Below are 23,634 nucleotides of genomic sequence, written 5' to 3'. Positions count from 1 at the left end.
GACGCGGCCGTCACGGACCGCCGGTGGTCCCTGCCGCGGCCGGCCTCCCGGACAGCGGCACGGCCGGCACGCCGCTGCCGGGGTGGCGCCACAGCCGGCCGGTACGGCGTTCCCGGAGCCGCCGACCGGGTCGCGCGGCCGGAACGGCCCCGTCCGGGCGAAGGCGTGGGCCGTGGCGAACGGCGTACCGGCCGCGTGCCCCCGCGCGTGCCGGTCGACTGACGTGACCACGCGCTCCGTCTCGACGGCGGACCCCGGCCCGGCCGGTCCGCGCCGCTCCGGCTCCCGCGACGGCGCGTCCCGGTGGCCCTGCGCCGGGTCCGTCCGGGCGGCGGCGCCCGGCCCGGTGCCGGTGTCGGTGCACGGAGCGAGGACGTGGTGCGGATGGCGTCCGGCGGGGCCCACGACGGCATGATCCGTACGGCCCGGCACGGTGCGGATCACCGGTCGGCCTCCTGGCCACCGGCCGCCCGTGCGGGTTCCGGACGGGGGCCGCGGCGGTGGGTGTCCCGCGGAGGCCCCTCACCCGCCGCGGAGGCCAGCAGCAGCCGCAGCCGCTCCCCGCCGCGCGGATCGAGGAGGGCGCCGTCGACGTGCCGCAGCCCCCGGGTCACCAGCCGGCTGATCATCGCCTCGACCGTGCTCCGTGCCCCGGTGCCCGTCAGAACCCCCCGCACCTCCTCCAGGCCCTCCTCGGTGAGCGCGCCGTGGCCGAGCGAGCGGTCCAGCACGTCCAGAGCCCGGCGGTCGCCGGCTGCCTCGGCCCGTGCGTGGGCGACCGCCACCAGGCAGGTCGGCTTCCCCTCGCCGATGTCTCCGCCCGTCGGCTTGCCGGTGCGCCGCGGATCACCGAAGACGTCGTCGAGATCGTCGCGGAGCTGGAACGCGGTGCCCACACAGCGCCCGGCCGCGCACAGGGCCGCCGTGGTGTCGTCGTCCGCGCCCGCGAGCGCGGCACCGAGGGCGATCGGCCGTTCGACCGAGTACAGGGCGCTCTTGATACGGGCGGCGCGCAGCGCGCGCGGCAGGGACCGCGACCCCGTCGCCTGGCCGTGCAGGTCCAGGTACTGGCCGGCCACCATCTCCGTGCGCATGTCGCTCCAGAGCCGGCGCACCGTCCGCCCGCCGTCCCCTTCGAGCGGCGTCTCGGCCAGGAGATCGTCGGCCCACACGAGCGCCAGATCGCCGGCGAGGATCGCGGTCCCGCCGCCGAGGCGCCCGGCACGCCCGGCCGGTGCCGCGTCCGCGTACTGGGCGGCGACATCGACATGGAGCGTGGGCCGTGCACGGCGCAGCGCGGAGCCGTCCATCACGTCGTCGTGGACGAGCGCACAGGTCTGCAGGAGCTCGAGCGCCGCACCGATCCGCAGGGCCGCCGCGACCGGGGCGGCGCCCTCGCCACCACAGGCGCGCAGCGCCCACCACAGGAAACGGGAGCGGGTGCGCTTGCCGCCCGTACGGGTGAAGTGCGCGACACGTCCGGCCACGTCGCCGCCGAACAGCGGGTCCACGTCGCGCGCGCGGGCCACCCGGTCGGCCAGCACGTGGTCGAGCACGCGGCCGACCGCGCCGGACACGTCCCGGTCCACGGCGGACGCGTCCGGCGCCTCCGGCGGGAGCACCGTGTGCCGCGCGTCGTACGGCACACCGGGGGACGCGGCGGCGGGCCCGGTGCGCGCCGGCCCCGACGCCCGGTGCCCGACGAGCCGCGGCCCCGTCGTGTCGTGATCCTCCGCCTGTGTGCGGCCCATCCCGGTTCCTCTCGTCCTGAACACCGAGCATTCCGTCGCCCACGTCTTTCCGCTCGCGCACCGCACGCGGATGCGGCACGAGCGGGAACGGTCCGGCGGATGCCGTCGCATGCCTTCCCCCTGTGCCCCCTCGTCTCACCGGCAGTGGTCCGTCACACGTCCGAGTGACCTGGATCGGATCGGGCACACAGGCAGGAATGCTGGCCAGGTGCGTGTGTGCCGAGGAGCGGGAGGAGCGTGCCGTCGTGCTGGACGCCGACGTGGCGGTTGTCGGGGCGGGAGCCGCCGGACTGTCCCTGGCCCACCGCCTGTCACGGACCGTGCCGGGAACCCGGGCACCGTCGGTCGTCCTGGTGGACGCCCCGCCCGGCCCGCTGCGTCCCCCGCGCCGTACCTGGTGCTTCTGGGAAGCGGGCGCGGGCCGTTTCGACGCCGCCGTCACGGCGACCTGGCGGCACCTGCGGGTGCGTCCCCCGTCCGGCCGGACGGTCGAGGGGGACATCACGCCGCTGCGTTACAAGATGATCCGGTCCGACGACTTCGAGCACCTGGTCGGCCACGAGCTGGCCGACAGCCCGCTCGTCCGCCGGCTGGAGGCCACCGTCGAAACCGTGGAGGACGTGCCCGGGGGAGCCCTGGTCCAGCTGAGGGACACCGACGGCCGCGCCCGCTTCCTGAGGGTCCGCTGGGTGTTCGACTCTCGTCCCCCGGGCAGCCTGCCGGCCGCCCGCACCACACTGCTGCAGCACTTCCATGGCTGGTTCGTCCGCACCGCCCGCCCGGCCTTCGACCCACGGACCGCCGACCTGATGGACTTCCGCACCCCCCAGCCCGCCGGCGGACTGTCCTTCGGCTACGTCCTGCCCGTCGGCCGCCGCGAGGCGCTGGTGGAGTACACCGAGTTCTCCCGGCGTCCCCTCACCGCCGACGGCTACGAGTCGGCGGTACGGCAGTACACCGAGGATGTACTCCGACTGGGGGAACTGCGGATCCTGTCCACCGAGACGGGAATCATCCCGATGACCGACGCCGCGATCCCCCGTCAGGTCGGTGCCTCCGTCTTCCGCATCGGTGCCGCGGGCGGCGCCACCCGCCCCTCGACCGGCTACACCTTCGCCGGGATCCAACGGCAGACGAGGGCTGTCGCCGCCGCCCTCCGCCAGGGCCGTGATCCTGTGCCGCCCCCTGCCCATTCGGCCCGCTCCCGGGCCATGGACGCCGTCCTGCTGCGCGCCCTGGACAGCGGCCGGACCGACGGACCCGCGCTGTTCTCCCACCTCTTCACCCGCGTGCCCATGCGGCGCCTGCTGCGCTTCCTGGACGGCCGCACCCGCCTCCACGAGGACCTCGCCGTCGGTCTGCACGCCCCGATCGGACCCATGCTCCGCTCGGCGATGGAACTGCCCACCCTGCCCCGCCGCCCCTTCGACGGCCCCTGACCCGGGCCGACCGCACCCGCCCCGACCCTTCTTCCCGGGAGACCGCATGACCCTGTTGCGCGACGAGGATCTCGCCGCCGCGTTCGACCACGCCGCCCGTGGCTACGACGCCCTGGTGGCCGCCAACCCCGGCTACCACTCCCACCTCCGCCGCTCGGCACGCCGCCTGGGACTGCCGCGGCGGGGCGAGGGACTGCGTGTCCTGGACCTGGGCTGCGGCACCGGCGCGTCGACCGCCGCACTGGCCACCGTGCTGCCGGGCGCGCGGATCACCGGCGTGGACGCCTCCGCCGGCATGCTCGAACGGGCCGCCGCCAAAGCCTGGCCGGACGGGGTGACGTTCGTACGGGCACCGGCGGAAGGGCTGTCGGAGGCCGGGGTGAAGGGGCCGTTCGACGCGGTGTTCGCGGCCTACCTCTTCCGCAACGTCTCCGATTCCGGCGCCGTACTCACCACCGTGCGCGATCTGCTGGCCCCCGGCGGGAGACTGGGCGTGCACGAGTACACGCTCGGCGGACGCCACGTGGACCGCCTGGTGTGGACCCTGGTGTGCCGCGGCATCGTCCAGCCGGCGGCCGGCGTGCTCGGGGACGCCGAACTGTACCGCCACCTCCGGCGCAGCGTCGTGGAGTTCGACACCGCAGGCCGGTTCGCCGGCCGTCTGCGCGCGACCGGCTTCGAAGCGGTGCGCGTCCTGCCCCTGCCGGGATGGCAGACGGGCATCACCCACACCTTCGTCGGCCGACGGCCCCGCACGGAGAGCGAGGACGAGGAATGAACCCCTCCCGGCACCCGGACGCCACCCGCCACGGCCGGGACCGCCGCGCCCGTGTGCTCGCGGCCCCGCCCGGGGTCCGCCGGATCGAGGGCGCCCGCCCGACGACCGCCGTCGTCGGCGGCGGCATCGCCGGCCTGGCCGCGGCGACCGCGCTGGCCGAGCGCGGAGTGGCCGTGACGCTCTACGAGCGCGAACCCTTCCTGGGCGGACGGGTCGGCGGCTGGCCGACCGGCCTGGCGGACGGCACCCCGGCGACCATGAACCGGGGCTTCCACGCCTTCTTCCGCCAGTACTACAACCTGCGCGGTCTGTTGCGCCGCACCGATCCCGGTCTGGAGCGGCTCACCGGCCTGCCGGACTACCCGCTGCGGCACAGCGACGGACTGCGGGACGGCTTCCGCCACGTCCCGCGCACCCCGCCGTGGAGCGCGCTCGGCTTCGTCGCCCTCAGCCCGTCCTTCCGCGTGCGCGACCTGCGCCGCATGAGACCGCTCGCGGCCCTCCCGCTGCTCGACGTGCGCGTGCCCGAGGTGTACGAACGCCTGGACGGCATCAGCGCCCACGACTTCCTCGACGCCGTACGCTTCCCGCACAACGCCCGCCACCTGGCCTTCGAGGTGTTCTCCCGCAGCTTCTTCGCCGACCCCCGGCGGCTGTCGGCCGCCGAGATGGTCCTGATGTTCCACATCTACTTCCTCGGTTCCGCCGAAGGGCTGCTGTTCGACGTGCCCGACGCGCCCTTCCCCGCCGCCCTGTGGGAACCACTGGCCGGCTATCTGCGCCGGCACGGCGCCCGGATCCGCACCGCCACGGCCGTCGAGCACATCGCCCCCACCGGGGACGGCGGCTACGAGGTCGCCACCACCGGGGAGGAGAGCCGGCACGGGACCGTCGTCCTCGCCCTCGACGCCGCGGGACTGCGCCGGCTGGTCGCCCGCTCCGACCGGCTGGGCGACGGCCCGTGGCGGGAACGGATCGCACGCCTGCGCAACGCCCCGCCGTTCCTGGTCACCCGCCTGTGGCTGGACCGGCCCGTCGCACCCGACCGGCCGGGCTTCCTCGGCACGAGCGGGTACGGCGCCCTCGACAACATCAGCGTGCCGGAGCGGTACGAGGACGAAGCGGCCCGGTGGGCGGCCCGCACCGGGGGCTCCGTGGTCGAACTCCACGCGTACGCGGTGCACCCCCGGGACCCCCGCGAGACCGTGCAGAAGGCGCTGATCGACCAGTTGCACCGCGTCTACCCGGAGACGGACGGTGCCGGGATCGTCGACGCCCGCCATCTGTGGCGGTCCGACTGCCCGCTGTTCCCCGTCGGGGGGTACACGGACCGGCCCACGGTGCGCACACCGGACCCCGGCCTTGTGGTGGCCGGCGACCTGGTGCGCACCGGCCTGCCGGTGGCGCTCATGGAACGCGCCGCGACGACCGGCTTCCTCGCCGCCAACGCCCTGCTGGAGCGCTGGGGAGTGCGCGGACAGACCCTGTGGACGGTGCCCGACCGGGGACGCGGCGCCCTGCTGCGGTCCTTGGCGGGACTGGGCCGGCGGCCGACGGGATGACGGGGAAGCGGCGGCCGGCCCGGGTCCGGCCGCCGGGCCCGGACCGCTCGGCTCCCGCCCCCGCCGCGGTGAGATGTTCGAGGACGCTGGTCTGCCGCAGGAGGCGGTCGAGGACACGGGGCCGGTTGTCCAGGCGCAGGTCGGCGCGTCCGCCAGCCAGGCCGGCACCACGTCCCGCGGACCGACCCCGTCGTGACGGTCCGTCAGCACCAGCCGGGCGGGCGGGTTCAGGTCCACGAGCGCGCCCTTCGCGTCGAGGACCACGACCGGGTAGGGGGCGTCCTTCCACGTCGGACCGGTACGGACGTCCGTGTCGCTCGGGTGGGCGGGTAAACCGGGGGAAGGAATCCCAAGCGCAGGCACGCGTCGTGCGCACCCCACCACCTCTCTGCCGGGAAAACCGGATTCGTTGCCACGGTCTCCCATCCGTATCCGCGAAATCAACCCGACCGGGTGACGACGTGCCGGCCGGGCGGCTGCGCACCCCGGGGCGGAATCTTCACTCCTCGCTCGCCCCGGTTCCTCGCGCGCTCCCTCAGCCGCGCGTGCCGCCCGCAGGGTCCGGGACCGGTCCGCGCCGGGTGGCGGAAGCGCTCAGACCGCCGTCACGGCCTCGCGCACGGCGCGGTGGACGGCGCGCGCCAGTCGTGCTCCCCACAGGGAACGGGGACCGGCGAAGGCGTGCTCCTCCTCGTCCGGGCCCGGCGTACGGGCGGCGACGCACACCGCGTCGGTGGGCGTGCCCGAACAGTCGAGGCCCGCCTCCAGGAGGGCCTGCACCTTCGCCTCCGTGGCCGTGGTCACCGCGTTGACCAGGGCGGCGTCGCTCAGCGGCACGGGCACGGCGGCGACGATGTTGATCGTGCCGGGCTCCTGGGGTCCGCCCGTGCCCTCCCCGGACAGGGCGGCCCAGCCGCGCACGTCGATGCCCGCCGTGACATAGGCCTCCGCACCGGCGTCCTCCGCGTGCGCGTACGCCGAGACGTCCGCCGCCGTCATCAGCCCCACCCCCGGGCCCCGTACGCCCGCGGCGGCGGCGAGGCCGGCGAGGTGCCGGTCGGGGTCGGTGCGCCGGTAGCCGTGGGAGACCTGGGCGTTGAGGACCCAGGTCCGCTCGCCGATGCCTCCCCCCAGCACCGCGCTGCTGATCATCCGCCGGCCGGGTCCCGCGGTCCACAGCAGCGCGTGCAGCCGCTCGCCGTTCTCGGCGCGGGTCAGGCACCGCGGGGACGGCAGAGCGGGGGTGGTGCGGGGCTGGGGGAGGACGGCGGTCACCGGGCGGAGCTCCTTGTGGGGGGCGGACCGACCGATCCTAGGCCGGACCGGCCGACCGCCGCGCACGGGGCCGGTCAGGGCCGCGTGCCCTCCGGCGCCCGGAAGCAGGCGGTGACGGTCTTGCCGTGGGGACACGGACGGGCCTCCCACGTGTCGGCCAGGGCGTCGACCAGGAACATGCCGCGTCCGCCGACGCGTTCGGCGCTCGGTTCCCGGGGCGCCGGCAGGGTGGTGGACCTGTCGTGCACCGAGATGTGCAGACAGCGGTTGTCCCACGACATGATCAGCTGTGCGGCACTGCGGGCGTGGACGTGCGCGTTGGTGACGAGTTCCGAGACGGTCAGCAGCACGGCGTCCATCGTCTCGGGAGCGGTCTTGTCCCAGCCCAGTGCGGAGAGGTGCTCGCGTGCCCAGCCGCGGGCCTCCCGCACCCCACGGTCCATCGGCAGTGAGCGTGCCCAGCCCACCGTCCGGACCGACGATTCGTTCATGGGGGTCCTTCCCGGTCGTCGCCACGCGGCCCGGACGGGTGGGTGCCGGACCGCGTGGAAGCAGGGGCGGAGAGGGTCAACGGTGGCCGCCGCGGAGCCGGCCCAGCAGACGCTGGGCCTGGGCCCGGCGCCGGGGGTCGGCCGCCGCCCGGCGCACCTGCTCGGTCGTACGCCGGCCCTGCGGGCTCCTGGCGAACTGCTTGATGCGCTCGACCATGCTCGGCATGGGTGCTCCCTTTCGTGGGTTCCGTTCGTCCTTGCTGTCCTTCGGCTACCCCCTGCGGGGGGAGTCAGCCCTGCGGGGCGGCCGGGCGGGGGCTCGCGTCCCCTTCGGCGGCTCGTACACCTCCGCACCCGGGCCGAACGTCCCCGCCACCCCCTCCCGGGCCGTCCGGGGTGTCGGCGGCACACGGGGCCGGTACGTGCGGTGGGTGCCGTCCGGTCCGGGCGCGGAGTCGAGGACCTCGGCCGTGCCGACCGGTTCGTCGTCGGCCGGCCCGGCGCGCCGGAACGTGCCCGTGCCGTGACACCGACCCGAGCCACGGCATCGACGGCCGGACGGGACACACCCGGCCGCGCTCCCCGGACGCCGTTCCCGCCCGGCGCCCCGAGGAGCCCTGCCCACCCCCACCACACACGCTCCCTCGCCACCACCCGCGACTGCCGCATCGGCCACGTCCACCTCGAAACGCCGCCGTCGTACGACGTGTTCGCGGGCGGTGTGCCGGAACGGACACCGGCCACGGCGGGGTGGCGGCCCGCGCGGCGGGGCGTGTTTGCCGGGGGAGTCAGCGGCAAGTCGGTGTCCATGAGCGAACAGAACAAGAACTCGAATCAGAAGACCACGTCCCCCCGGTCCGCCGCGGCCAAGGCACGGGAGACCGCGGACAAGGCGACCGCCCCCGCCGCCGGCAAGGCGAGTGACGCGGCGTCAGCGGCCGCGTCGGGCGGCGAGCGCGCGGCCCGGGCGGCGAGCGGAGCCGCGCAGACCGCGGCCAAGGGTGTCGAGGCGGGCCGCCGCGCGGTCGTCGCCACCTCGGGTCAGGTCGCCGCCGGAGCCAAGACCGCCTGGACCGTCATCGCCAACCGCAGGCTCGTCGCCGCCGGTGCCGCGGCCGGTCTGACCGCGTTGACCGCCGCCTCCTACGCGGTGGGGCGGCGCGCCGAACGCCACACCCACGGTCCCCTCACCCGGATGACCGGCGGCCGGATCTGACACCCGGGCGGCGGGCCGGGGCGGCGCGAAGCCGGGCCCCACTCGCGCGGTGCGGCCCCGAAGAGGAAAGATGTCTCCGCAAACGAAGAATCAACCCATGCGGAGGAGTGGGCACATGCAGCACGAGCGAGCGGGCGGCCCGGCCGGCCCCGAGGATCTCGTCGACGTCGCTCGGCTGGTCACGGCGTACTACGCACTGCACCCCGACCCCGAGGACCCGGGGCAGCGCGTCGCCTTCGGGACGTCGGGGCACCGCGGTTCGTCCCTGAAGGCCGCGTTCAACGAGGACCACATCGCCGCGACCAGCCAGGCCATCTGCGAGTACCGTGCCGGTCAGGGCACCGACGGGCCCCTCTTCCTCGGCGCCGACACCCACGCGCTGTCCGAACCCGCGCGGGTCACCGCCCTGGAGGTGTTCGCGGCCAACGGGGTCACGGTGCTCGTGGACAGCGCCGACGGCTACACCCCGACCCCGGCGGTCTCGCACGCGATCCTCACCCACAACCGGGGCCGCACCACGGGTTTCGCGGACGGCGTCGTCGTCACCCCGTCCCACAACCCGCCCGCCGACGGCGGGTTCAAGTACAACCCGCCCAGCGGCGGCCCCGCGGGTTCGGACGCCACCGGCTGGATCCAGGACCGGGCCAACGACATCATCCGGGACGGCCTCAAGGACGTCCGCCGCGTCCCGTACGCCCGCGCCCTCGCCGCCCCCGGAACCGGCCGTCACGACTTCCTCGGCACCTACGTCGCGGACCTGCCGAACGTGCTGGACCTGGACGCGATCCGGGCGGCCGGCGTACGGATCGGCGCCGACCCGCTGGGCGGGGCGTCCGTCGCGTACTGGGGGCGGATCGCCGAGGAGTACCGCCTCGACCTCACGGTGGTCAACCCGCTCACCGACCCCACCTGGCGGTTCATGACGCTGGACTGGGACGGCAGGATCCGGATGGACTGCTCCTCGCCGCACGCCATGGCGTCCCTCATCCGGCAGCGCGACCGCTTCGACATCGCCACCGGCAACGACGCCGACGCCGACCGGCACGGCATCGTCACCCCGGACGCCGGGCTGATGAACCCCAACCACTACCTCGCCACGGCGATCGGCTACCTCTACGCGCACCGCGCGCAGTGGCCGTCCGCGGCCGGTGTCGGCAAGACCCTGGTGTCCTCCGCGATGATCGACCGGGTCGCCGCCGACCTGAAGCGCGAACTCGTCGAGGTGCCCGTCGGATTCAAGTGGTTCGTGGACGGACTGGCCGGCGGCACGCTCGGCTTCGGTGGTGAGGAGTCGGCCGGCGCCTCCTTCCTGCGCCGGGACGGCTCGGTGTGGACCACCGACAAGGACGGCATCATCCTGGCGCTGCTCGCGTCCGAGATCACGGCCGTCACCGGCAGGACGCCGTCCGCGCACTACACCGAGCTCACCTCCCGGTTCGGTGAGCCCGCCTACGAGCGGATCGACGCCCCGGCGACCCGTGAGGAGAAGGCCCGCCTGGCGAAGCTGTCTCCCGCCCAGGTCACCGCGGACACCCTGGCCGGGGAGGCGGTCACCGCGGTGCTCACCGAGGCACCGGGCAACGGCGCGTCCATCGGGGGCATCAAGGTGACCACGGACAGTGCCTGGTTCGCCGCCCGGCCCTCCGGCACCGAGGACGTCTACAAGATCTACGCCGAGTCGTTCCAGGGCCCCGACCACCTCCGCCGGGTCCAGGAGGAGGCCAAGGCCGTGGTCCTCGCGGCACTGAGCGACTGAGCCGCACCCCGAACGGGCACACCCCGGTCACCCGCCACGGCGGCCGGGGCGCGTCAGCCGGCCCGGACGCCGGGGGCGGACGGGGGCGGGGAGGTGAGTTCCGGTGGCAGGGACGTCGCCGTGGGCAGCTCCGCCGGCGCCTCCTCCGACTGCTGCAGAACGGTGTCGCCGGGCCCCTCGTCCGGTGTGCCCGCACCGGTGGACAGCTGCGACCAGGCGCCCAGCGCCAGGGCGATCGCGGCGGCCGTGCCCACCACGCGGCCGACGCGGCGCAGCCTGGCGCGCCCGTCCATCTCCCGCCAGGACGGGCCGCCCCACGGATCGTCCGGATGCCACAGATCGCCGACCGCCTCGACGCCGGCGTCCTCCGCCGGCGCACCGCCGCCGGCGCGCGGCCGCGTCCGCTGCAGCGCGGAGGGCTCCCTGGGGGCGGTGGCCCGGATGGCGCGCTCGCTGTCGGTGAGAAACCGCTGCCAGACGTCCTCGGGCAGCGACGGCGTACCGTCCCGTCCCTCCGGCGTTCCGCCGTCGTCCGGTCTCTGCGCGGTCACGTCCGTTCATTCCCTTCGAGGATCCCGCCAGGATCATTGCACAGCGCAAAATCGAATGAACAGCGGTCCGCACAACCGAACATACGGCTGAGACGGTGCGGCCCGGGTGCGGACCCGACCGGACAAAGGTCCGCTCGGAGGAGCGTGGAGCGGTCGGCCTTCGCATGGTCCGAAGGCGGGGTGGGACCGCCCGGCGACGACGCCGCGATGCTCCTCCTGCGCCACCACCGCCACCACGACGCGGAGTCCGCGCCCACCGGGTGAGCGGGCGGCGATCACCGCGAGGTACAAAGGACACATGCCTCGGGACGAGCCCTCCGGCGGGGCCGGGGACGACGTCGAGGCGGTCACCCGTGCGGTGCTGACCGCCTCGCGGCTGCTGGTGGCGGTGTCCGCGCGCTCCCTCGCCGTGGTCGAGGACCGGGTGACGCCGCCGCAGTTCCGGATGCCGGTGGCGTTCTCCACCCGCGGCGCCACCAAGCTGGTCACGCTCGCCGACCTGCTCCACGTCGCCCCGTCCACCGCGATGCGCATGGCCGGCCGGCTGATCGCGGCCGGCCTCGCCGACCGGCGGACCAACCCCGCCAACCGCCGGGAGACCCTGCTGCGGCTCACCGACGAGGGCCGGCGCACGATCGAGGGCGTCACCGCACGGCGCCGCGCCGAGATCGCCGCGATCGTCGGCCGGCCGGCCCCACGGCAGCGGGCGGCGCCGGTCGGCGCCCTCACCGCGCTCAACGAGGCCGGCGGCGAGCCCCCCCGCCGCCGAACCGCAGTCGTACCCGCTCGGGTGGGCGATGGACGGCGGACCGTGACCGGCGCCGCCCAAATCTGCATGCTAGGTTCGCATTTGAAAGGCGACCGCGGACGGCCGACGCGTCCACGCACCCGGGACGGTGACATCTCATGACGTCAGAAAGCGGCGACACCCCCGGCGAGGACGTCCCGCTCCCGCGGGTCCTCTGCGACACGGCTGCCCTGGCCGCCCTCGACGACGCGTCCGCCGGCGCCCTGTGGCGGCTCGCCGAGCCGGGCCGCCAACTCGACGCCAACGTCGTATGCATCCCGCCCGGACAGCGGGTCGACACCCACCGCGAGCCCGACCTCGACGTCCTTCTCCTCGTCCTCGCCGGCCACGGCACCCTCACAGCCTCCGACGGCCCCCACCCCCTCGCCGCGGGCGCCCTGACCTGGCTCCCGCACGGCTCCACCCGAAGCCTCACCGCCGGCCCCGAGGGCCTGACGTACCTCACCGTCCACCGCCGCCGGCCCGGCATGCGTATCCAGCGCGGGAATCCGGCGGTTCGACAACAGTGATCATCACGGCCACAAACTGATAACAGCGGACAACTCCTGAACGCCTTATGCGGTCTGGACCGCTATGAAGATCTCTTTCCTGATCCACAACGCCTACGGGATCGGAGGCACGATCACCACCACGTTCAACCTGGCGGCCGCGCTGGCCGAACGGCACGACGTGGAGATCGTCTCGGTGTTACGGCACCGGGAGCATCCCAACCTCACTCCGCACCCCGGAGTACGGCTGCGGGCGCTGGTGGATCTGCGGCGGGAGAAGGACCACCCGCTGCACGGCAGACCCGCCGAGGTGTTCCCCGCCGCCGAGTACCGCCACCACCAGTACAGCGAGCTGACGGACGAGCGGATCGCCGAGTGCCTGGCGGACATCGACGCCGACGCCGTCATCGGCACACGGCCGGGGCTCAACGTGCACCTCGCCCTCCAGGCCCCGGAACACGTCGTACGCGTCGGCCAGGAACACCTCACCCTCGACAACCATCCGCCCGCGCTGCGCACCGTGCTGCGTCGCGCCTACCGCCGGCTCGACGTGCTCACCACCGTCACGGAGGCGGACGCCGACTCCTACCGGCGCAAGATGCGGCTGCCCGGGGTGCGGGTGGAGGCTCTCCCCAACAGCGTCCCCGACCCCGTGCTGCCCGCCGCCGACGGCACGGCCAAGGTCGTGATCGCGGCCGGCCGGCTGGTCCCGGTGAAGCGGTACGACCTGATCATCGAGGCGTTCGCCCGAGTGGCCGCCGAGTATCCCGACTGGCAGCTGCGCATCTACGGCAAGGGCGAGGAACACGACCGGCTGCGCGCCCTGATCGAGACGCTCGGCCTGTGGAACAACGTCTTCCTCATGGGCGCGGCGACCCCCATGGAAGCCGAGTGGGTCAAGGGCTCGATCGGCGCGGCGGCGTCCAACTTCGAGCCGTTCGGCATGACCCTCGTCGAGGCGATGCGCTGCGGACTGCCCGTGGTGAGCACCGACTGCCCCTACGGGCCCGGCGAGATCATCAAGGACGGCGAGGACGGCCGGCTGGTGCCGGTCGGGGACGGCGCGGCCTTCGGCGCGGCCCTCCTCGACCTGGTGCGTGACGACGAGCGCCGCCGCCGCATGGGCGAGGCGGCCGTGGCCAACGCGCACCGGTTCGCCCCCGGCCCGGTCGTCGCCCACGCCGAACGCCTGCTCCGGGAGGCGATCGAGGCCAGGAACGGCGGACAGCACGGCACCCCGGAGGACGGCGGGACGCGCCACACCCTCGTCAGCCGGGGCCACGCCGCCCGCGACCTCGCCCGCGCCGCCGCCTCGAACGCGCTGCGCACCGTACGGAAGGGACGCCGATGAGCACGGCCCCGCGCACCCACTGTTCCCTCGACGCCGACGGCCGGACCACCTTCCGGCTGCGGCCGCCGACGGCCACGCACCCCCGGCTGCTGCTGGTACTGCGCCCCAGGAAGGGCCGGCCCGAGGAGAGCACCCACACCCTCGACCTCGAACCCCACGGCGACGACGGCGAGTTCCGCGCCGTACTGGAGCCGCTGCCCCGGCTCGCGGAGGGCCGCTGGGACACGTATCTGCTGAGCGGCCCGGACGCCGGACGGGAGCGGCTGCGCCCCGGCCTGCGGGAGCTGCGGGCGCTCGTCGACGGCGGCCCGCCCGACCGGCCGTCACCGGTGGCCGTCCGGGTGCCGTACGCCACCAAGGACGGCTTCCTCGCGATACGGACCTGGCTGCGCACCGCCCACGCGGAGGCGGGCCCCGTCGACGTCACCGACGGGACGATGACGGTCCGCGCCCGCCTGCACGGCGCCGAACTCTCCCCGGGAGCAGAGGCGGTGCTGCGGCTGCGGGGCACCAAGGACACGCTGCACGGCGTCCCGGTACGGCCCGCTCAGGACGGCGGCTTCGCCTTCACCGTCGACTACGAGGACCTCACGGCTTTCGGCAGCCGGGTCTGGGACGTGTTCCTCCGGCCCGCCGCCGACGCGCCGCTGACCCGGGTCGGCCGTCTCCTCGACGACGTGGCGGACCGCAAGGGAGTGTTCGTGTATCCGCGGGTCACCACGGGCGGGTCCGCGGTGCGCCCCTACTACACCGTCGACAACGACCTCGCCGTCGAGGTGACCGCCCTCGGCTGAACGGCCGGGGCATCGCCGTCAAGGGCTTCCCGGCCTGGCTGATGCACCGGGGTTACCACGTGCCGGCGGTGCCCACCTGGGAACGGAGGATCCGGGTTCTCACGGTCTGGCTCACCGCCGCCCTCTTCGGCCGGGACCTCGTGTCCCTGGCGTCGGTGCAGCACCCGCGTGAGGCCTTCCTCGCCGGAGCCGCCCCGCGGGGCGGGCAGGAGACCCCGGTCACCGGCCGCGCGGCGTGACCGCTGTCGCCGGCCGGCGACACGGCCGGTTCGGCGGTCGGGTCCCGCAACCGCAGACGATCGTTATGATGCCCATATCGTTCAAACGAACATCCAGGTGCGGGGGGCCTCATGCGGGAGCCGGTCGGGCTCAGGAGGCAGCGGATCCTGGCGGCCGTCGAGTCCCGGGGCTCGGCGCGGGTGAGCGACCTCGCCGCCGAACTCCAGGTGTCGGCGGTGACCGTACGGCGGGACGTGGAGGAGCTGGCCCGCGAGGGCCGGCTGCGGCGCGGCCACGGAGTCGTGCGCTCCGCCCTCGCCGCCCAGGACCTGCCGGCGGCCCCGGCACCGGGCGGCGAGGCGGTGGCCCTCGTCGTCCCGGAGCGGCACGCCTACCTGTACGAGTCGCTGTACGGCGCCCGCTCGGTGCTCGAAGCGGCCGGCAAGCGGATCGCGCTGCACATCGTGCCGCAGGTGGCCGGCGCCGAGCGGCCGCTGGTCGAGCGGGCCCTCGCGGACGGCGCCGCGGGCCTGCTGCTGGCCCCGCGCTGGCGCACCCGGGCCGACGAGGAGAACGACCACGGCTGGCTCGCCGCGCTGGACGTGCCCGCGGTGCTGATGGAGCGGCGGCCCCGGTCGGGCAGCGTGCTGCACGCGATGGACTCGGTCTGCTCCGACCACGCCTACGGCGTCCATCTCGCCGTGCGGCACCTGGTGGGGCTCGGCCACCGGCGGATCGTGTTCGCCACCCGGGACGACAGCCCCACCGCACGCACCCTGCGCTCGGCGTGCGCCCGGATCGCCGGCGCGCATCCGCTGGTGGAGGAGTGGGCGTGGACGCTGTGCGCCCCGGAGGCCGGTCACGACGGGCCGTACACGGCGCAGGAGACGGCGGAGCTGTCCGCGCTGCTGCGCGAGGTGGGGGCCACGGCGGCGGTGCTGCACGGGGACGTGGACGCGCTGATGCTCGTACAGCGGCTGGCGGACAACGGCGTACGCGTGCCGGAGGACTGCTCGGTCGTGGCGTACGACGACGTGGTGGCCGGGCTCGGGACCACGCCGCTGACGGCCGTCGCCCCGCCCAAGGCCGATGTCGGCCGGGCCGCGGCGGAGCTGCTGCTCCAGCGGCTCGACGCACCGCGCGGCAGCGGGGGGCCGGTGCGGCGGACCGAACTGCTGCCGACGCTGAGCGTGCGCGGATCGACCCGGGCGCGGGCGGGCGCCGCCGGACAGCACGAATGAGCGTTTGAACGTTTTACCGACCGCTGGTCGATCTATTGACCGTTCGCCGGTCGAGCGTTGAGGATTCCCGTGTCCCGAACAGTCGTGTCCCCGGACACGCAGGAGCCGCGGGAGGTGCCGTGCCCGGTCGACGCCCCCGTCGATCCATGTGTGTCCCTCCGGACGCCTGCCCGCCGGGGCCGAGGTGCCGGAGGCCGCGCGCATCGACGGAACGGGGGAGCCGCGGATGCCCGGCCCCGGCCTGACTACCGTCCTCCTCCAGCCGGCCGCGATCCGGAACAACTTCTTCCTGCCCATGGTGACGCTGTCCGACCAGGACCTTCGCCCCCGTCGGCCTCCGCCGGTACCGGCGGAACAGCTCCGCGTCGGTCCCGCCGGAGTGCTGCCCCGTGGTCATCATGGGGTCACTGCTCGCCGTGCCGCCGCTCGTCCTCGCCTCCCCCTGCTCCAGCGCTTCCGGCGCAGCGGTCCGACCGCCGGCGCCGTCAAGCGACCCTGCTCGCACGAGGAGTTCCACCGCCGCCATGACCGAGTCCACGCCCGGCCCCCGCCCCCGTGCCGCACTGGCCATGTCCCCGGACGCCGCCTCGGCGGTCCTCGACACCGAGTCGCTCGCGGCCCTCGCCGCGCTGTGCGACCTCGTACCGCTCCCGGTCCTGGACGATCTGACCGCGCCCCGCGCCCGCACCGTGCTCGCCGACGTCGACCTGCTGGTCACCGGCTGGGGCTGCCCGCCCCTGGACGCGGACGTGCTGCGGACGGCACCCCGGCTGCGGGCCCTCGTGCACACCGCGGGCAGCGTACGCGGCCATGTCACCGACGCCTGCTGGGAGCGCGGCATCGAGGTGTCCTCCGCCGCCGCGGCCAACGCCGTCCCGGTCGCCGAGTACACCCTCGCCATGATCCTGCTCACCGGCAAGCGGGCCCTGGAGAGCGCGCGGGACTACCGCGCCTCGCGCACCCGGCCGGACTGGCTGCGCACCTCCCGCTCGGTCGGCAACCACCGCCGTACCGTCGGTGTCCTGTCGGCCTCCCTCATCGGCCGCCGGGTCATCGACCTGCTGCGCCCGCACGACGTCGACGTGCTGCTGTACGACCCGTTCGTCGACGAGGCCGGGGCGAGGGAACTCGGCGTCGAGCGCGTCGGTCTGGCGGAGCTGTTCCGGCGCGGTGACACCGTCAGCGTGCACACCCCGCTGCTGCCCGGGACCCGCCGGCTGGTCGGCCGTGAACTGATCGACTCCATGCGCCCCGACGCCGTACTGATCAACACCGCGCGCGGTGCGGTCGTCGACCAGGACGCGCTCACCGACGCGGCGCTGGCCGGCCGCATCCGCGCCGTGCTCGACGTGACCGATCCCGAAGTCCTGCCGCCCGAGCACCCGCTGTGGGAGTGCGACAACGTTCTCCTCACCCCCCACCTCGCCGGTTCCCAGGGCAACGAGTGGCGCCGGCTGGCCGATCTCGCCCTCTCCGAGATCGCGCGCTGGGCTGCCGGCGAGGGCTTCCTCCACCCCGTACGACGCGAAAGGCTGGCCTTCCTGGCATGAGCGCCCCCTTCGAACTGCCCGCCGACGACCACGGCATCAGCCCCCGCACCGGTTACACCCGCGCCCACTGGGAAGCCGTCGCGGACGGGCTCCTCACGGCGGCCTGGCGCTGGAGCACTCCCGGCCACGCGCTGCTGGACCTGCCGGGACGCCCCTCCCGCTCGGGAGTGCGCTCCGACGGACTCGAAGGCTATGCCAGGACGTTCCTCGCCGCCGCCTTCCGCGTCGCGGGCGCGGGCGGCGACGACCCCCACGGACTGCTGGAGCGGTACGCGAGCGGGCTCGCCGCCGGCACCCGCACCCCGGGCCGCGACGACACCGAGTCCTGGCCGCTGATCCTCGACCACGACGTACAGGGCCAGCCCATGGTCGAGTCGGCGTCGGTCGCGCTCGGCCTGCGGCTCACCGCACCCTGGCTGTGGAAGCAACTCGACCCCGGTGTGCAGGACCGCGCGGAGGAGTGGCTGCGGGGCTCGCTGCGGCACACCCCGGCACCCAACAACTGGTACCTCTTCCCGTACACGGTCGCCGGGTTCCTGGAGTCCGTCGGGCGCGGCGACGCCGAGACGGCGGCGGCCCGGCAGCGGGCGATGGAACTGCTGGAGAGCTGGTACCGGGGAGACGGCTGGTACGCCGACGGGGACGGACGCGCCTTCGACCACTACAACGGCTGGGCCCTGCACCTGTACCCGGTCCTCGACGCCCGTCTGGCGGGCGACAAGGAGGCCCTGGCCCACCACGGCGAACGGCTCCGCACCCACCTGGAGGGCTTCGCCCTGATGTTCGGCGCGGACGGGGCGCCGCTGCACTTCGGCCGGTCGCTGACGTACCGCTTCGCCGCCTCGGCGGCCGTCGCGCTGGGCGCGGTGACCGGCCACACCCCGCTGACCCCGGGCGCCTCGCGCCGCATCGCGAGCGGCAGCCTGCGCCACTTCCTCGACCGGGGCGCGCTGACCGCCGACGGCCTGCTGGGCTGCGGCTGGTACGGCCCCCACGAGGCCGGTCTGCAGAGCTATTCCGGACCGGCGTCACCGTACTGGGCGTCGAAGGCCTTCGTCGCGCTGCTCGCCCCCGCCGGCCACGCGTTCTGGACGGCCCGCGAGGAGCCGTCACCGGTGGAGGAGTCCGACCGTGTGCTGGCGCTGCCGGCGCCGGGACTGCTCGTCCAGGCGACGCGGGCCGACGGGATCGTACGACTGCACAACCACGGCAGCGACCACGTGCGCCCGCACGAGGGCGAGACGGCGGCCGAGGACGACCCGCACTACGGGCGTCAGGCCTACTCCACCCGCACCGGCCCCACCGCACCCGGGAACGTCGCCGACAACCACCTGTCGGTGGAGACCGGTGGCCGGCACAGTGTGCGCCGCCGCATCCACCCCCTGGGCGCGGGACACGGCGACGGCTGGGGCTGGGCGGCATCGTGGCACCGGCCCGTGTTCGCCGGCGGACCGCCGATGGTTCCGGGTCTGCGGGTGGAGAGCGTGACGGTGGCCCGCGGCCGCCACGAGCTGCGCGTGCACCGGATCGTGGGGGCGCCGGAGGGATCCCGTCTCACCCACACCGGCTGGGCCACCGGACCCGAGGAGTCGCTGACCTCCGCCCTGTACGGACTGCACGGCTGGGACGACCCCTCCGCCGGCCTGGTCCGCGCCCCCCAGGGCACGGCCTGGACCCGCTGGGCCCACGTCCCGCGCCTCACCGGCAGCTGTGCGGGCACCTCCGTGCACGTCAGTCTGGCCTCTCTCACGGCGGACGCGGACGCCGCGCCCCTGCCGGAGGCCGTCGAAGAGGTCCGGGTGGACGACGGGGCGGTCGAGGTCGCCTGGGCCGAAGGCACGGCCCGTACCCGGATCACCTTCGAGCCGGTGGAGGTGCGTCACACGGAACGGTGAGCGGCGGGGACGACGTCAGGACCGCGCGTCGTCTCCGGTCTTCGGGGCCTGCTCGGTGCTGTCGGGCGTGGTGTAGAAGACCGACGAACCCTGCTTGGTGCGCTGGGCCTGGTTGCGGGCGACGAGGCCCTCCAGGGTGCTGCGCACGACCGTGGTCTTGATGCCGCGCTCGGGGTGGGCCTGCTCGAGCGCGCCGGTGACCTCCGCCGCCGAGCGGGGCTCGCTCTGCTCGCGCAGGTGCCGGCGGACGAGCTCGACCAGCTTGGGCCCGTCCGCCTTCGCGGCGGGCGGCTTGCGCGTGGACTTCTCCGACGTGGCGGACTTCCCGGACGCGGTGCGCGCGGCCGTCTTCCTCGCCCGCTTCGGCTTCTCCGCGCCCGGCTCGTCCCCGCCCGACCTGGCCCCCGACTTGGCACCGCCCCTCCTGCGCGGCGCCGGCACGGTCGCGCCGCCCGGCACCGTGTCGGCCTCCGGCGCCTCCACGGCCTCCGGTGTGCCCGCCGGTTGCGGCGTGCCCACGGCCTCGGCGGGTGCCGAGACGAGGCCCAGCGCCTGCTGCATGTTCACCAGAAGGGTGTGGTCGTGCTGAAGCACGGTCAACTGCTCCTGCAGCGAGGCGATCTCCGCGGTGACCCGCTCCTGCTCCTTGACGTTGCGCTCCAGATCACCCGCGACCTGAGCGGAGTACTGAGACGTGAGGTCGGTGGCCGCGGTCGAGTTCTCGGACATGGCGGTGCCCCTTTCTGCCTGTTGGTTCCCCCGATGGCCAGCCATGGTACGGCCGAGCGCGGTTGACCGTTTCTTCTGAGCGGTCACCGGTTGACGTCCTCACGCGGCGCGAGGGACGGCACGGCCCCCAGGGACGTTGTGTGCATGCCATTGACAAGAGGGGCGCGAACCGGAAACTTCAATCCAGAAGTCGCAAGAAATGAACGGTCCGACGCAAAAGCTGTACTTGGTCATGGCAATCCATGGCAGAAGCATCGACTGCCTGGTTGGCCATCCGCCCCAGCACCCGCCGTGGAACGAGGACTTCATGAGACGGAAGCGTTTCGGCCTACGGACGATCACCGGCCTGCTCCTGGCCGGCCTGGTCGCCGTCGGCCTCCAACCCGCTACGGCCACCGCCGCGTCGAAAGCGGTCCGTGGCCCCAACCTGGCGCTCGGCAAGAGCGTCACGGCCGGCGGCTCCCACGCCGGCTATCCCGCGGCCCACGTGACCGACGGCAGCCAACTGAGCTACTGGGAGGGCCCGGCAGGGGCCTTCCCGCAGTGGATCCGCGTCGACCTCGGCGGCACCGTCGAGGCCGAGCGGGTCGTCCTGAAGCTGCCCACCGGCTGGGAGGCCCGCACCCAGACCCTCTCCGTCGAGGGCAGCACCGACGGCTCCGCCTTCACCACGCTGTCCGGTTCCGCCGCCCACCGCTTCGACCCCGACGGCGGCAACACGGTCACCCTCGACTTCCCCGCCCGCGACGTGCGCCACATCCGCGTCCGGGTGAGCGCCAACACCGGCTGGAACGCGGCCCAGTTGTCGGAGATCGAGGTCTACGGCGTTGACGACGGCGGCAATCCGGAGGAACCGCCGGTCGACGGCACCAACCTGTCGCTCGGCAAACCGATCGAAGCCTCCTCCACAATTCACTCGTTCGTGGCGACCAACGCCAACGACGGGCAGCCGGGCACCTACTGGGAGTCCAACGGCCACCCCGCCACCCTCACGGTCGCACTGGGCGCCAACGCGGACCTCGGCGCAGTCGTCGTCAGGCTCGCCCCCGACGCCGCCTGGGCGAAGCGGACACAGAGCATCGAGGTCCTCGGCCGCGAGCAGGCGTCGGGCACCTTCACCCCGCTGAAGGCACGCGCCGACTACACCTTCGACCCCGGCGCGGGCGACAACACCGTCACCATCCCGGTCACCGGCCGCTACGCCGACGTGCGACTGAGGTTCACGCACAACTCCAGCGGATACGGCGCCCAGGTCGCCGAGTTGCAGGTCATGGGAACCGCCGCGCCCAATCCGGACCTGGTCGTCTCCGACCTCACCTGGACGCCCGAGTCCCCCACCGAGACGGACGCCGTCACCGTCCGCGCGACCGTGCGCAACGCCGGGACGGCCGCGTCCGCCGCCGTCACCGTCGACGTCAGCCTGGAGGGCACCGTCGCGGGCAGCGCCCCCGTCGGAGCGCTCGCCGCGGGAGCCTCCACGACCGTCTCCGTGAACGTCGGCAAGCACGCCCGGGGCAGTTACACCGTGTCCGCCGTCGTCGACCCCACCGACACCGTCCCCGAACAGGACGACACCAACAACAGCCGCACCGCCACCGGTGAACTGACCGTCGCCCAGAGCCCGGGCCCCGATCTGGAGGTCCGGAGCATCAGGACCGACCCGGCGAGTCCCGCCACGGGTGCGTCGGTGTCCTTCACAGTCTCCGTGCACAACCGGGGCACCTCGGCGGCCCCCGCCGGCTCCGTGACCCGTCTCGCCGTCGGCGGCAGAACCCTCGACGCGGCCACCGGGACGATCGCCGCGGGCGCCTCCGCCGAGGTCGCCATCGGCGGCACCTGGACCGCCACCGGCGGCGCGAGCCTCCTCACCGCGACCGCGGACGCCACGGACACCGTCGACGAGACCGACGAGAACAACAACATCCTCACCCGCTCGATCGTGGTCGGCCGCGGCGCCGCCGTGCCGTACACCGAGTACGAGACGGAGGACGGCACGTACCGGGGCACGCTCCTCACCGCCGACGCCAAGCGGACCTTCGGCCACACCGACTTCGCCACCGAGTCCTCCGGACGCGAGTCGGTCCGCCTCGACTCCACCGGCCAGTACGTCCAGTTCACCTCCACCGGCCCGACCAACTCGATCGTCGTACGCAACTCCATCCCGGACGCCCCGGGCGGGGGCGGCACCGAGGCCACCCTCAGCCTCTACGCGGACGGCGAGTTCGTGCAGAAGCTCGGCCTCAGCTCCAAGCACAGCTGGCTGTACGGCAACACCGACGCCCCCGAGGGGCTCACCAACACCCCGCAGGCGGACGCCCGCAGGCTGTTCGACGAGTCCCACGCGCTGCTCGGCGCGACCTACCCGGCGGGCACCGTCTTCCGGCTCCAGCGCGACACCGACGACACCGCCGCCTTCTACGTCGTCGACCTGGTCGACCTGGAGCAGGTGGCACCGGCCGCCGACAAGCCGGCCGGATGCGTCTCCATCACCGAGTACGGGGCCGTGCCCAACGACGGCATCGACGACACCGACGCCCTCCAGCGCGCCGTGACCGCCGACCAGAACGGGCGGATCGACTGCGTGTGGATCCCGCCGGGCCAGTGGCGCCAGGAGCAGAAGATCCTCACCGACGACCCGCAGAACCGAGGCCAGTACAACCAGGTCGGCATCCGCGACGTCACCGTCCGGGGCGCCGGCATGTGGCACTCCCAGCTCCACACGCTGACGCCGCCGCACCAGGCGGGCGGCATCAACCACCCGCACGAGGGCAACTTCGGCTTCGACATCGACGACAACACCAGGATCTCGGACCTCGCCATCTTCGGCTCGGGCACCATCCGGGGCGGCGACGGGGGAGCCGAGGGCGGGGTCGGCCTCAACGGCCGGTTCGGCAAGGACACGAAGATCAGTAATGTGTGGATCGAGCACGCCAACGTCGGTGTCTGGGTGGGCCGCGACCACAGCAACATCCCCGAGCTGTGGGGCCCGGCCGACGGACTGCGATTCAGCGGCATGCGGATCCGCGACACCTACGCGGACGGCATCAACCTCGCCAACGGAACACGTAACTCCGAGGTGGAGAACTCGTCGTTCCGCAACACCGGCGACGACGCGCTCGCGGTGTGGGCGAGCAAGTACGTCAAGGACCCGTCGGTCGACATCGGCCATGACAACCACTTCCGCAACAACACCGTTCAACTGCCCTGGCGCGCCAACGGCATCGCCGTCTACGGCGGCTACGGCAACACCATCGAGAACAACCTCATCCACGACACGATGAACTACCCGGGCATCATGCTGGCGACCGACCACGACCCGCTGCCCTTCTCCGGGCAGACCCTCATCGCCGGCAACGGCCTCCACCGCACCGGCGGCGCCTTCTGGAACGAGGACCAGGAGTTCGGGGCGATCACCCTGTTCGCCCAGGGGCTGGACATCCCGGGCGTGGTCATCCGCGACACCGACATCCACGACTCCACCTACGACGGCATCCAGTTCAAGTCGGGCGGGGGAGCGGTGCCGGACGCCCGGATCACGGACGTCACCATCGACAGGTCCAACAACGGGTCCGGCATCCTCGCCATGGGCGGCGCCCGCGGCAGTGCCACGCTCACGAACGTCACCATCACCGATTCGGCCGAGGGGGACGTACTGATCGAACCCGGCTCGCAGTTCGTGATCAACCGGTAGCGCCGCCCCCGCGCGGTGCTCCGTCCGGCGGGCCCGTACTCCACTCGGG

Annotated in this window: 20 protein-coding genes and 2 pseudogenes; 15 read left to right on the top strand and 7 right to left on the bottom strand. The window is 74.1% G+C overall.

The features are described 5' to 3' along the window. Nucleotides 1–440: 440 nt before the first annotated feature. Nucleotides 441–1,751 carry a polyprenyl synthetase family protein gene (locus tag ACH4VX_RS30335; RefSeq protein WP_398371851.1) on the bottom strand — a complete coding sequence of 437 codons (1,311 nt, stop codon included), beginning with the start codon at nucleotides 1,749–1,751 and terminating at the stop codon, nucleotides 441–443. Nucleotides 1,752–1,948: 197 nt separating this feature from the next. Here ACH4VX_RS30335 and ACH4VX_RS30330 point away from each other — a divergent pair, with 197 nt between their 5' ends. From ACH4VX_RS30330 to ACH4VX_RS30320, 3 genes are read left to right on the top strand one after another with little or no spacing between them, the layout of a single operon-like run. After that, nucleotides 1,949–3,190, top strand: coding sequence for a lycopene cyclase family protein (locus ACH4VX_RS30330; protein ID WP_398371850.1), 1,242 nt, complete (start codon nucleotides 1,949–1,951; stop codon nucleotides 3,188–3,190). Nucleotides 3,191–3,236: 46 nt separating this feature from the next. Beyond that, the gene (locus ACH4VX_RS30325; RefSeq protein ID WP_398371848.1) at nucleotides 3,237–3,968 is read left to right on the top strand and encodes a class I SAM-dependent methyltransferase; all 732 of its coding nucleotides are present in this window, start codon (nucleotides 3,237–3,239) and stop codon (nucleotides 3,966–3,968) included. Continuing rightward, nucleotides 3,965–5,530, top strand: coding sequence for an FAD-dependent oxidoreductase (locus ACH4VX_RS30320; protein ID WP_398371846.1), 1,566 nt, complete (start codon nucleotides 3,965–3,967; stop codon nucleotides 5,528–5,530). The genes ACH4VX_RS30325 and ACH4VX_RS30320 overlap by 4 nt, the downstream gene beginning before the upstream one ends. Nucleotides 5,531–6,124: 594 nt before the next feature. Here ACH4VX_RS30320 and ACH4VX_RS30315 read toward each other — a convergent pair. The 4 genes from ACH4VX_RS30315 to ACH4VX_RS30300 all read right to left on the bottom strand — a co-directional run bounded on the left by ACH4VX_RS30315 (nucleotide 6,125) and on the right by ACH4VX_RS30300 (nucleotide 7,921). Continuing rightward, nucleotides 6,125–6,805: an adenosylcobinamide amidohydrolase gene (locus tag ACH4VX_RS30315; protein ID WP_398371844.1), complete on the bottom strand. Its 681-nt coding sequence runs from the start codon at nucleotides 6,803–6,805 to the stop codon at nucleotides 6,125–6,127. A 74-nt stretch (nucleotides 6,806–6,879) separates the two neighbouring features. Further along, entirely contained in the window at nucleotides 6,880–7,296 is a 417-nt protein-coding gene (locus ACH4VX_RS30310) for an ATP-binding protein (RefSeq protein ID WP_398371843.1), read from the bottom strand. Nucleotides 7,297–7,372: 76 nt separating this feature from the next. Continuing rightward, nucleotides 7,373–7,522: a hypothetical protein gene (locus ACH4VX_RS30305; protein ID WP_398371841.1), complete on the bottom strand. Its 150-nt coding sequence runs from the start codon at nucleotides 7,520–7,522 to the stop codon at nucleotides 7,373–7,375. 45 nt (nucleotides 7,523–7,567) lie between these two features. Beyond that, nucleotides 7,568–7,921 (bottom strand): DUF6745 domain-containing protein, encoded by a 354-nt coding sequence (locus ACH4VX_RS30300; RefSeq protein WP_398371953.1) that lies wholly within the window; start codon nucleotides 7,919–7,921, stop codon nucleotides 7,568–7,570. A gap of 183 nt (nucleotides 7,922–8,104) precedes the next feature. On the opposite strand from ACH4VX_RS30300, the gene ACH4VX_RS30295 reads away from it, so the two are divergent. Together ACH4VX_RS30295 and pgm are read left to right on the top strand one after the other, a co-directional pair. Next, nucleotides 8,105–8,512 carry a hypothetical protein gene (locus tag ACH4VX_RS30295; protein ID WP_398371839.1) on the top strand — a complete coding sequence of 136 codons (408 nt, stop codon included), beginning with the start codon at nucleotides 8,105–8,107 and terminating at the stop codon, nucleotides 8,510–8,512. 115 nt (nucleotides 8,513–8,627) lie between these two features. Next, nucleotides 8,628–10,268, top strand: coding sequence for a phosphoglucomutase (alpha-D-glucose-1,6-bisphosphate-dependent) (gene pgm, locus ACH4VX_RS30290; RefSeq protein WP_398371838.1), 1,641 nt, complete (start codon nucleotides 8,628–8,630; stop codon nucleotides 10,266–10,268). A 53-nt stretch (nucleotides 10,269–10,321) separates the two neighbouring features. On the opposite strand, the gene ACH4VX_RS30285 is transcribed toward pgm, so the two are convergent. Continuing rightward, nucleotides 10,322–10,819 carry a hypothetical protein gene (locus ACH4VX_RS30285; protein ID WP_398371836.1) on the bottom strand — a complete coding sequence of 166 codons (498 nt, stop codon included), beginning with the start codon at nucleotides 10,817–10,819 and terminating at the stop codon, nucleotides 10,322–10,324. Nucleotides 10,820–11,117: 298 nt separating this feature from the next. On the opposite strand from ACH4VX_RS30285, the gene ACH4VX_RS30280 reads away from it, so the two are divergent. From ACH4VX_RS30280 to ACH4VX_RS30240, 9 genes and pseudogenes are all read left to right on the top strand, one after another. Further along, on the top strand, nucleotides 11,118–11,729 hold the full coding sequence (locus ACH4VX_RS30280; RefSeq protein WP_398371834.1) for a MarR family winged helix-turn-helix transcriptional regulator: 612 nt from the start codon (nucleotides 11,118–11,120) through the stop codon (nucleotides 11,727–11,729). Next, nucleotides 11,726–12,136, top strand: coding sequence for a hypothetical protein (locus tag ACH4VX_RS30275; protein ID WP_398371833.1), 411 nt, complete (start codon nucleotides 11,726–11,728; stop codon nucleotides 12,134–12,136). The genes ACH4VX_RS30280 and ACH4VX_RS30275 overlap by 4 nt, the downstream gene beginning before the upstream one ends. A 64-nt stretch (nucleotides 12,137–12,200) precedes the next feature. After that, the gene (locus ACH4VX_RS30270) at nucleotides 12,201–13,466 is read left to right on the top strand and encodes a glycosyltransferase family 4 protein (RefSeq protein WP_398371832.1); all 1,266 of its coding nucleotides are present in this window, start codon (nucleotides 12,201–12,203) and stop codon (nucleotides 13,464–13,466) included. Next, complete coding sequence (locus ACH4VX_RS30265; protein WP_398371830.1) at nucleotides 13,463–14,260, top strand: transferase; 798 nt, start codon at nucleotides 13,463–13,465, stop codon at nucleotides 14,258–14,260. Before ACH4VX_RS30270 ends, ACH4VX_RS30265 begins: the two co-directional genes overlap by 4 nt. Before the next feature lie 5 nt (nucleotides 14,261–14,265). Further along, a pseudogene (locus ACH4VX_RS30260) lies at nucleotides 14,266–14,499 on the top strand (NAD(P)/FAD-dependent oxidoreductase); the annotation flags it as partial. A 111-nt stretch (nucleotides 14,500–14,610) separates the two neighbouring features. Then, on the top strand, nucleotides 14,611–15,720 hold the full coding sequence (locus ACH4VX_RS30255) for a substrate-binding domain-containing protein (protein WP_398371829.1): 1,110 nt from the start codon (nucleotides 14,611–14,613) through the stop codon (nucleotides 15,718–15,720). 181 nt (nucleotides 15,721–15,901) lie between these two features. Continuing rightward, nucleotides 15,902–16,210 (top strand): annotated as a pseudogene (locus tag ACH4VX_RS30250) (carbohydrate ABC transporter permease); the annotation flags it as partial. Between the two features lie 34 nt (nucleotides 16,211–16,244). Further along, nucleotides 16,245–17,270, top strand: a complete 1,026-nt coding sequence (locus tag ACH4VX_RS30245) for a hydroxyacid dehydrogenase (protein WP_398371827.1) — start codon at nucleotides 16,245–16,247, stop codon at nucleotides 17,268–17,270. After that, nucleotides 17,267–19,165, top strand: coding sequence for a DUF2264 domain-containing protein (locus ACH4VX_RS30240; protein WP_398371825.1), 1,899 nt, complete (start codon nucleotides 17,267–17,269; stop codon nucleotides 19,163–19,165). The genes ACH4VX_RS30245 and ACH4VX_RS30240 overlap by 4 nt, the downstream gene beginning before the upstream one ends. A gap of 15 nt (nucleotides 19,166–19,180) precedes the next feature. Here ACH4VX_RS30240 and ACH4VX_RS30235 read toward each other — a convergent pair whose 3' ends face one another. Continuing rightward, nucleotides 19,181–19,894: a hypothetical protein gene (locus ACH4VX_RS30235; protein WP_398371823.1), complete on the bottom strand. Its 714-nt coding sequence runs from the start codon at nucleotides 19,892–19,894 to the stop codon at nucleotides 19,181–19,183. Nucleotides 19,895–20,201: 307 nt separating this feature from the next. Here ACH4VX_RS30235 and ACH4VX_RS30230 point away from each other — a divergent pair, with 307 nt between their 5' ends. Next, nucleotides 20,202–23,585 (top strand): CARDB domain-containing protein, encoded by a 3,384-nt coding sequence (locus ACH4VX_RS30230; protein WP_398371821.1) that lies wholly within the window; start codon nucleotides 20,202–20,204, stop codon nucleotides 23,583–23,585. Nucleotides 23,586–23,634 lie beyond the last annotated feature (49 nt).

The organism is Streptomyces sp. NPDC020731 (genome assembly GCF_044334705.1).
Taxonomy (GTDB): Bacteria; Actinomycetota; Actinomycetes; order Streptomycetales; family Streptomycetaceae; genus Streptomyces.
The sequence above is the reverse complement of the archived record's forward strand: the minus strand, read 5'-3'. Positions and strand labels throughout refer to the sequence as shown.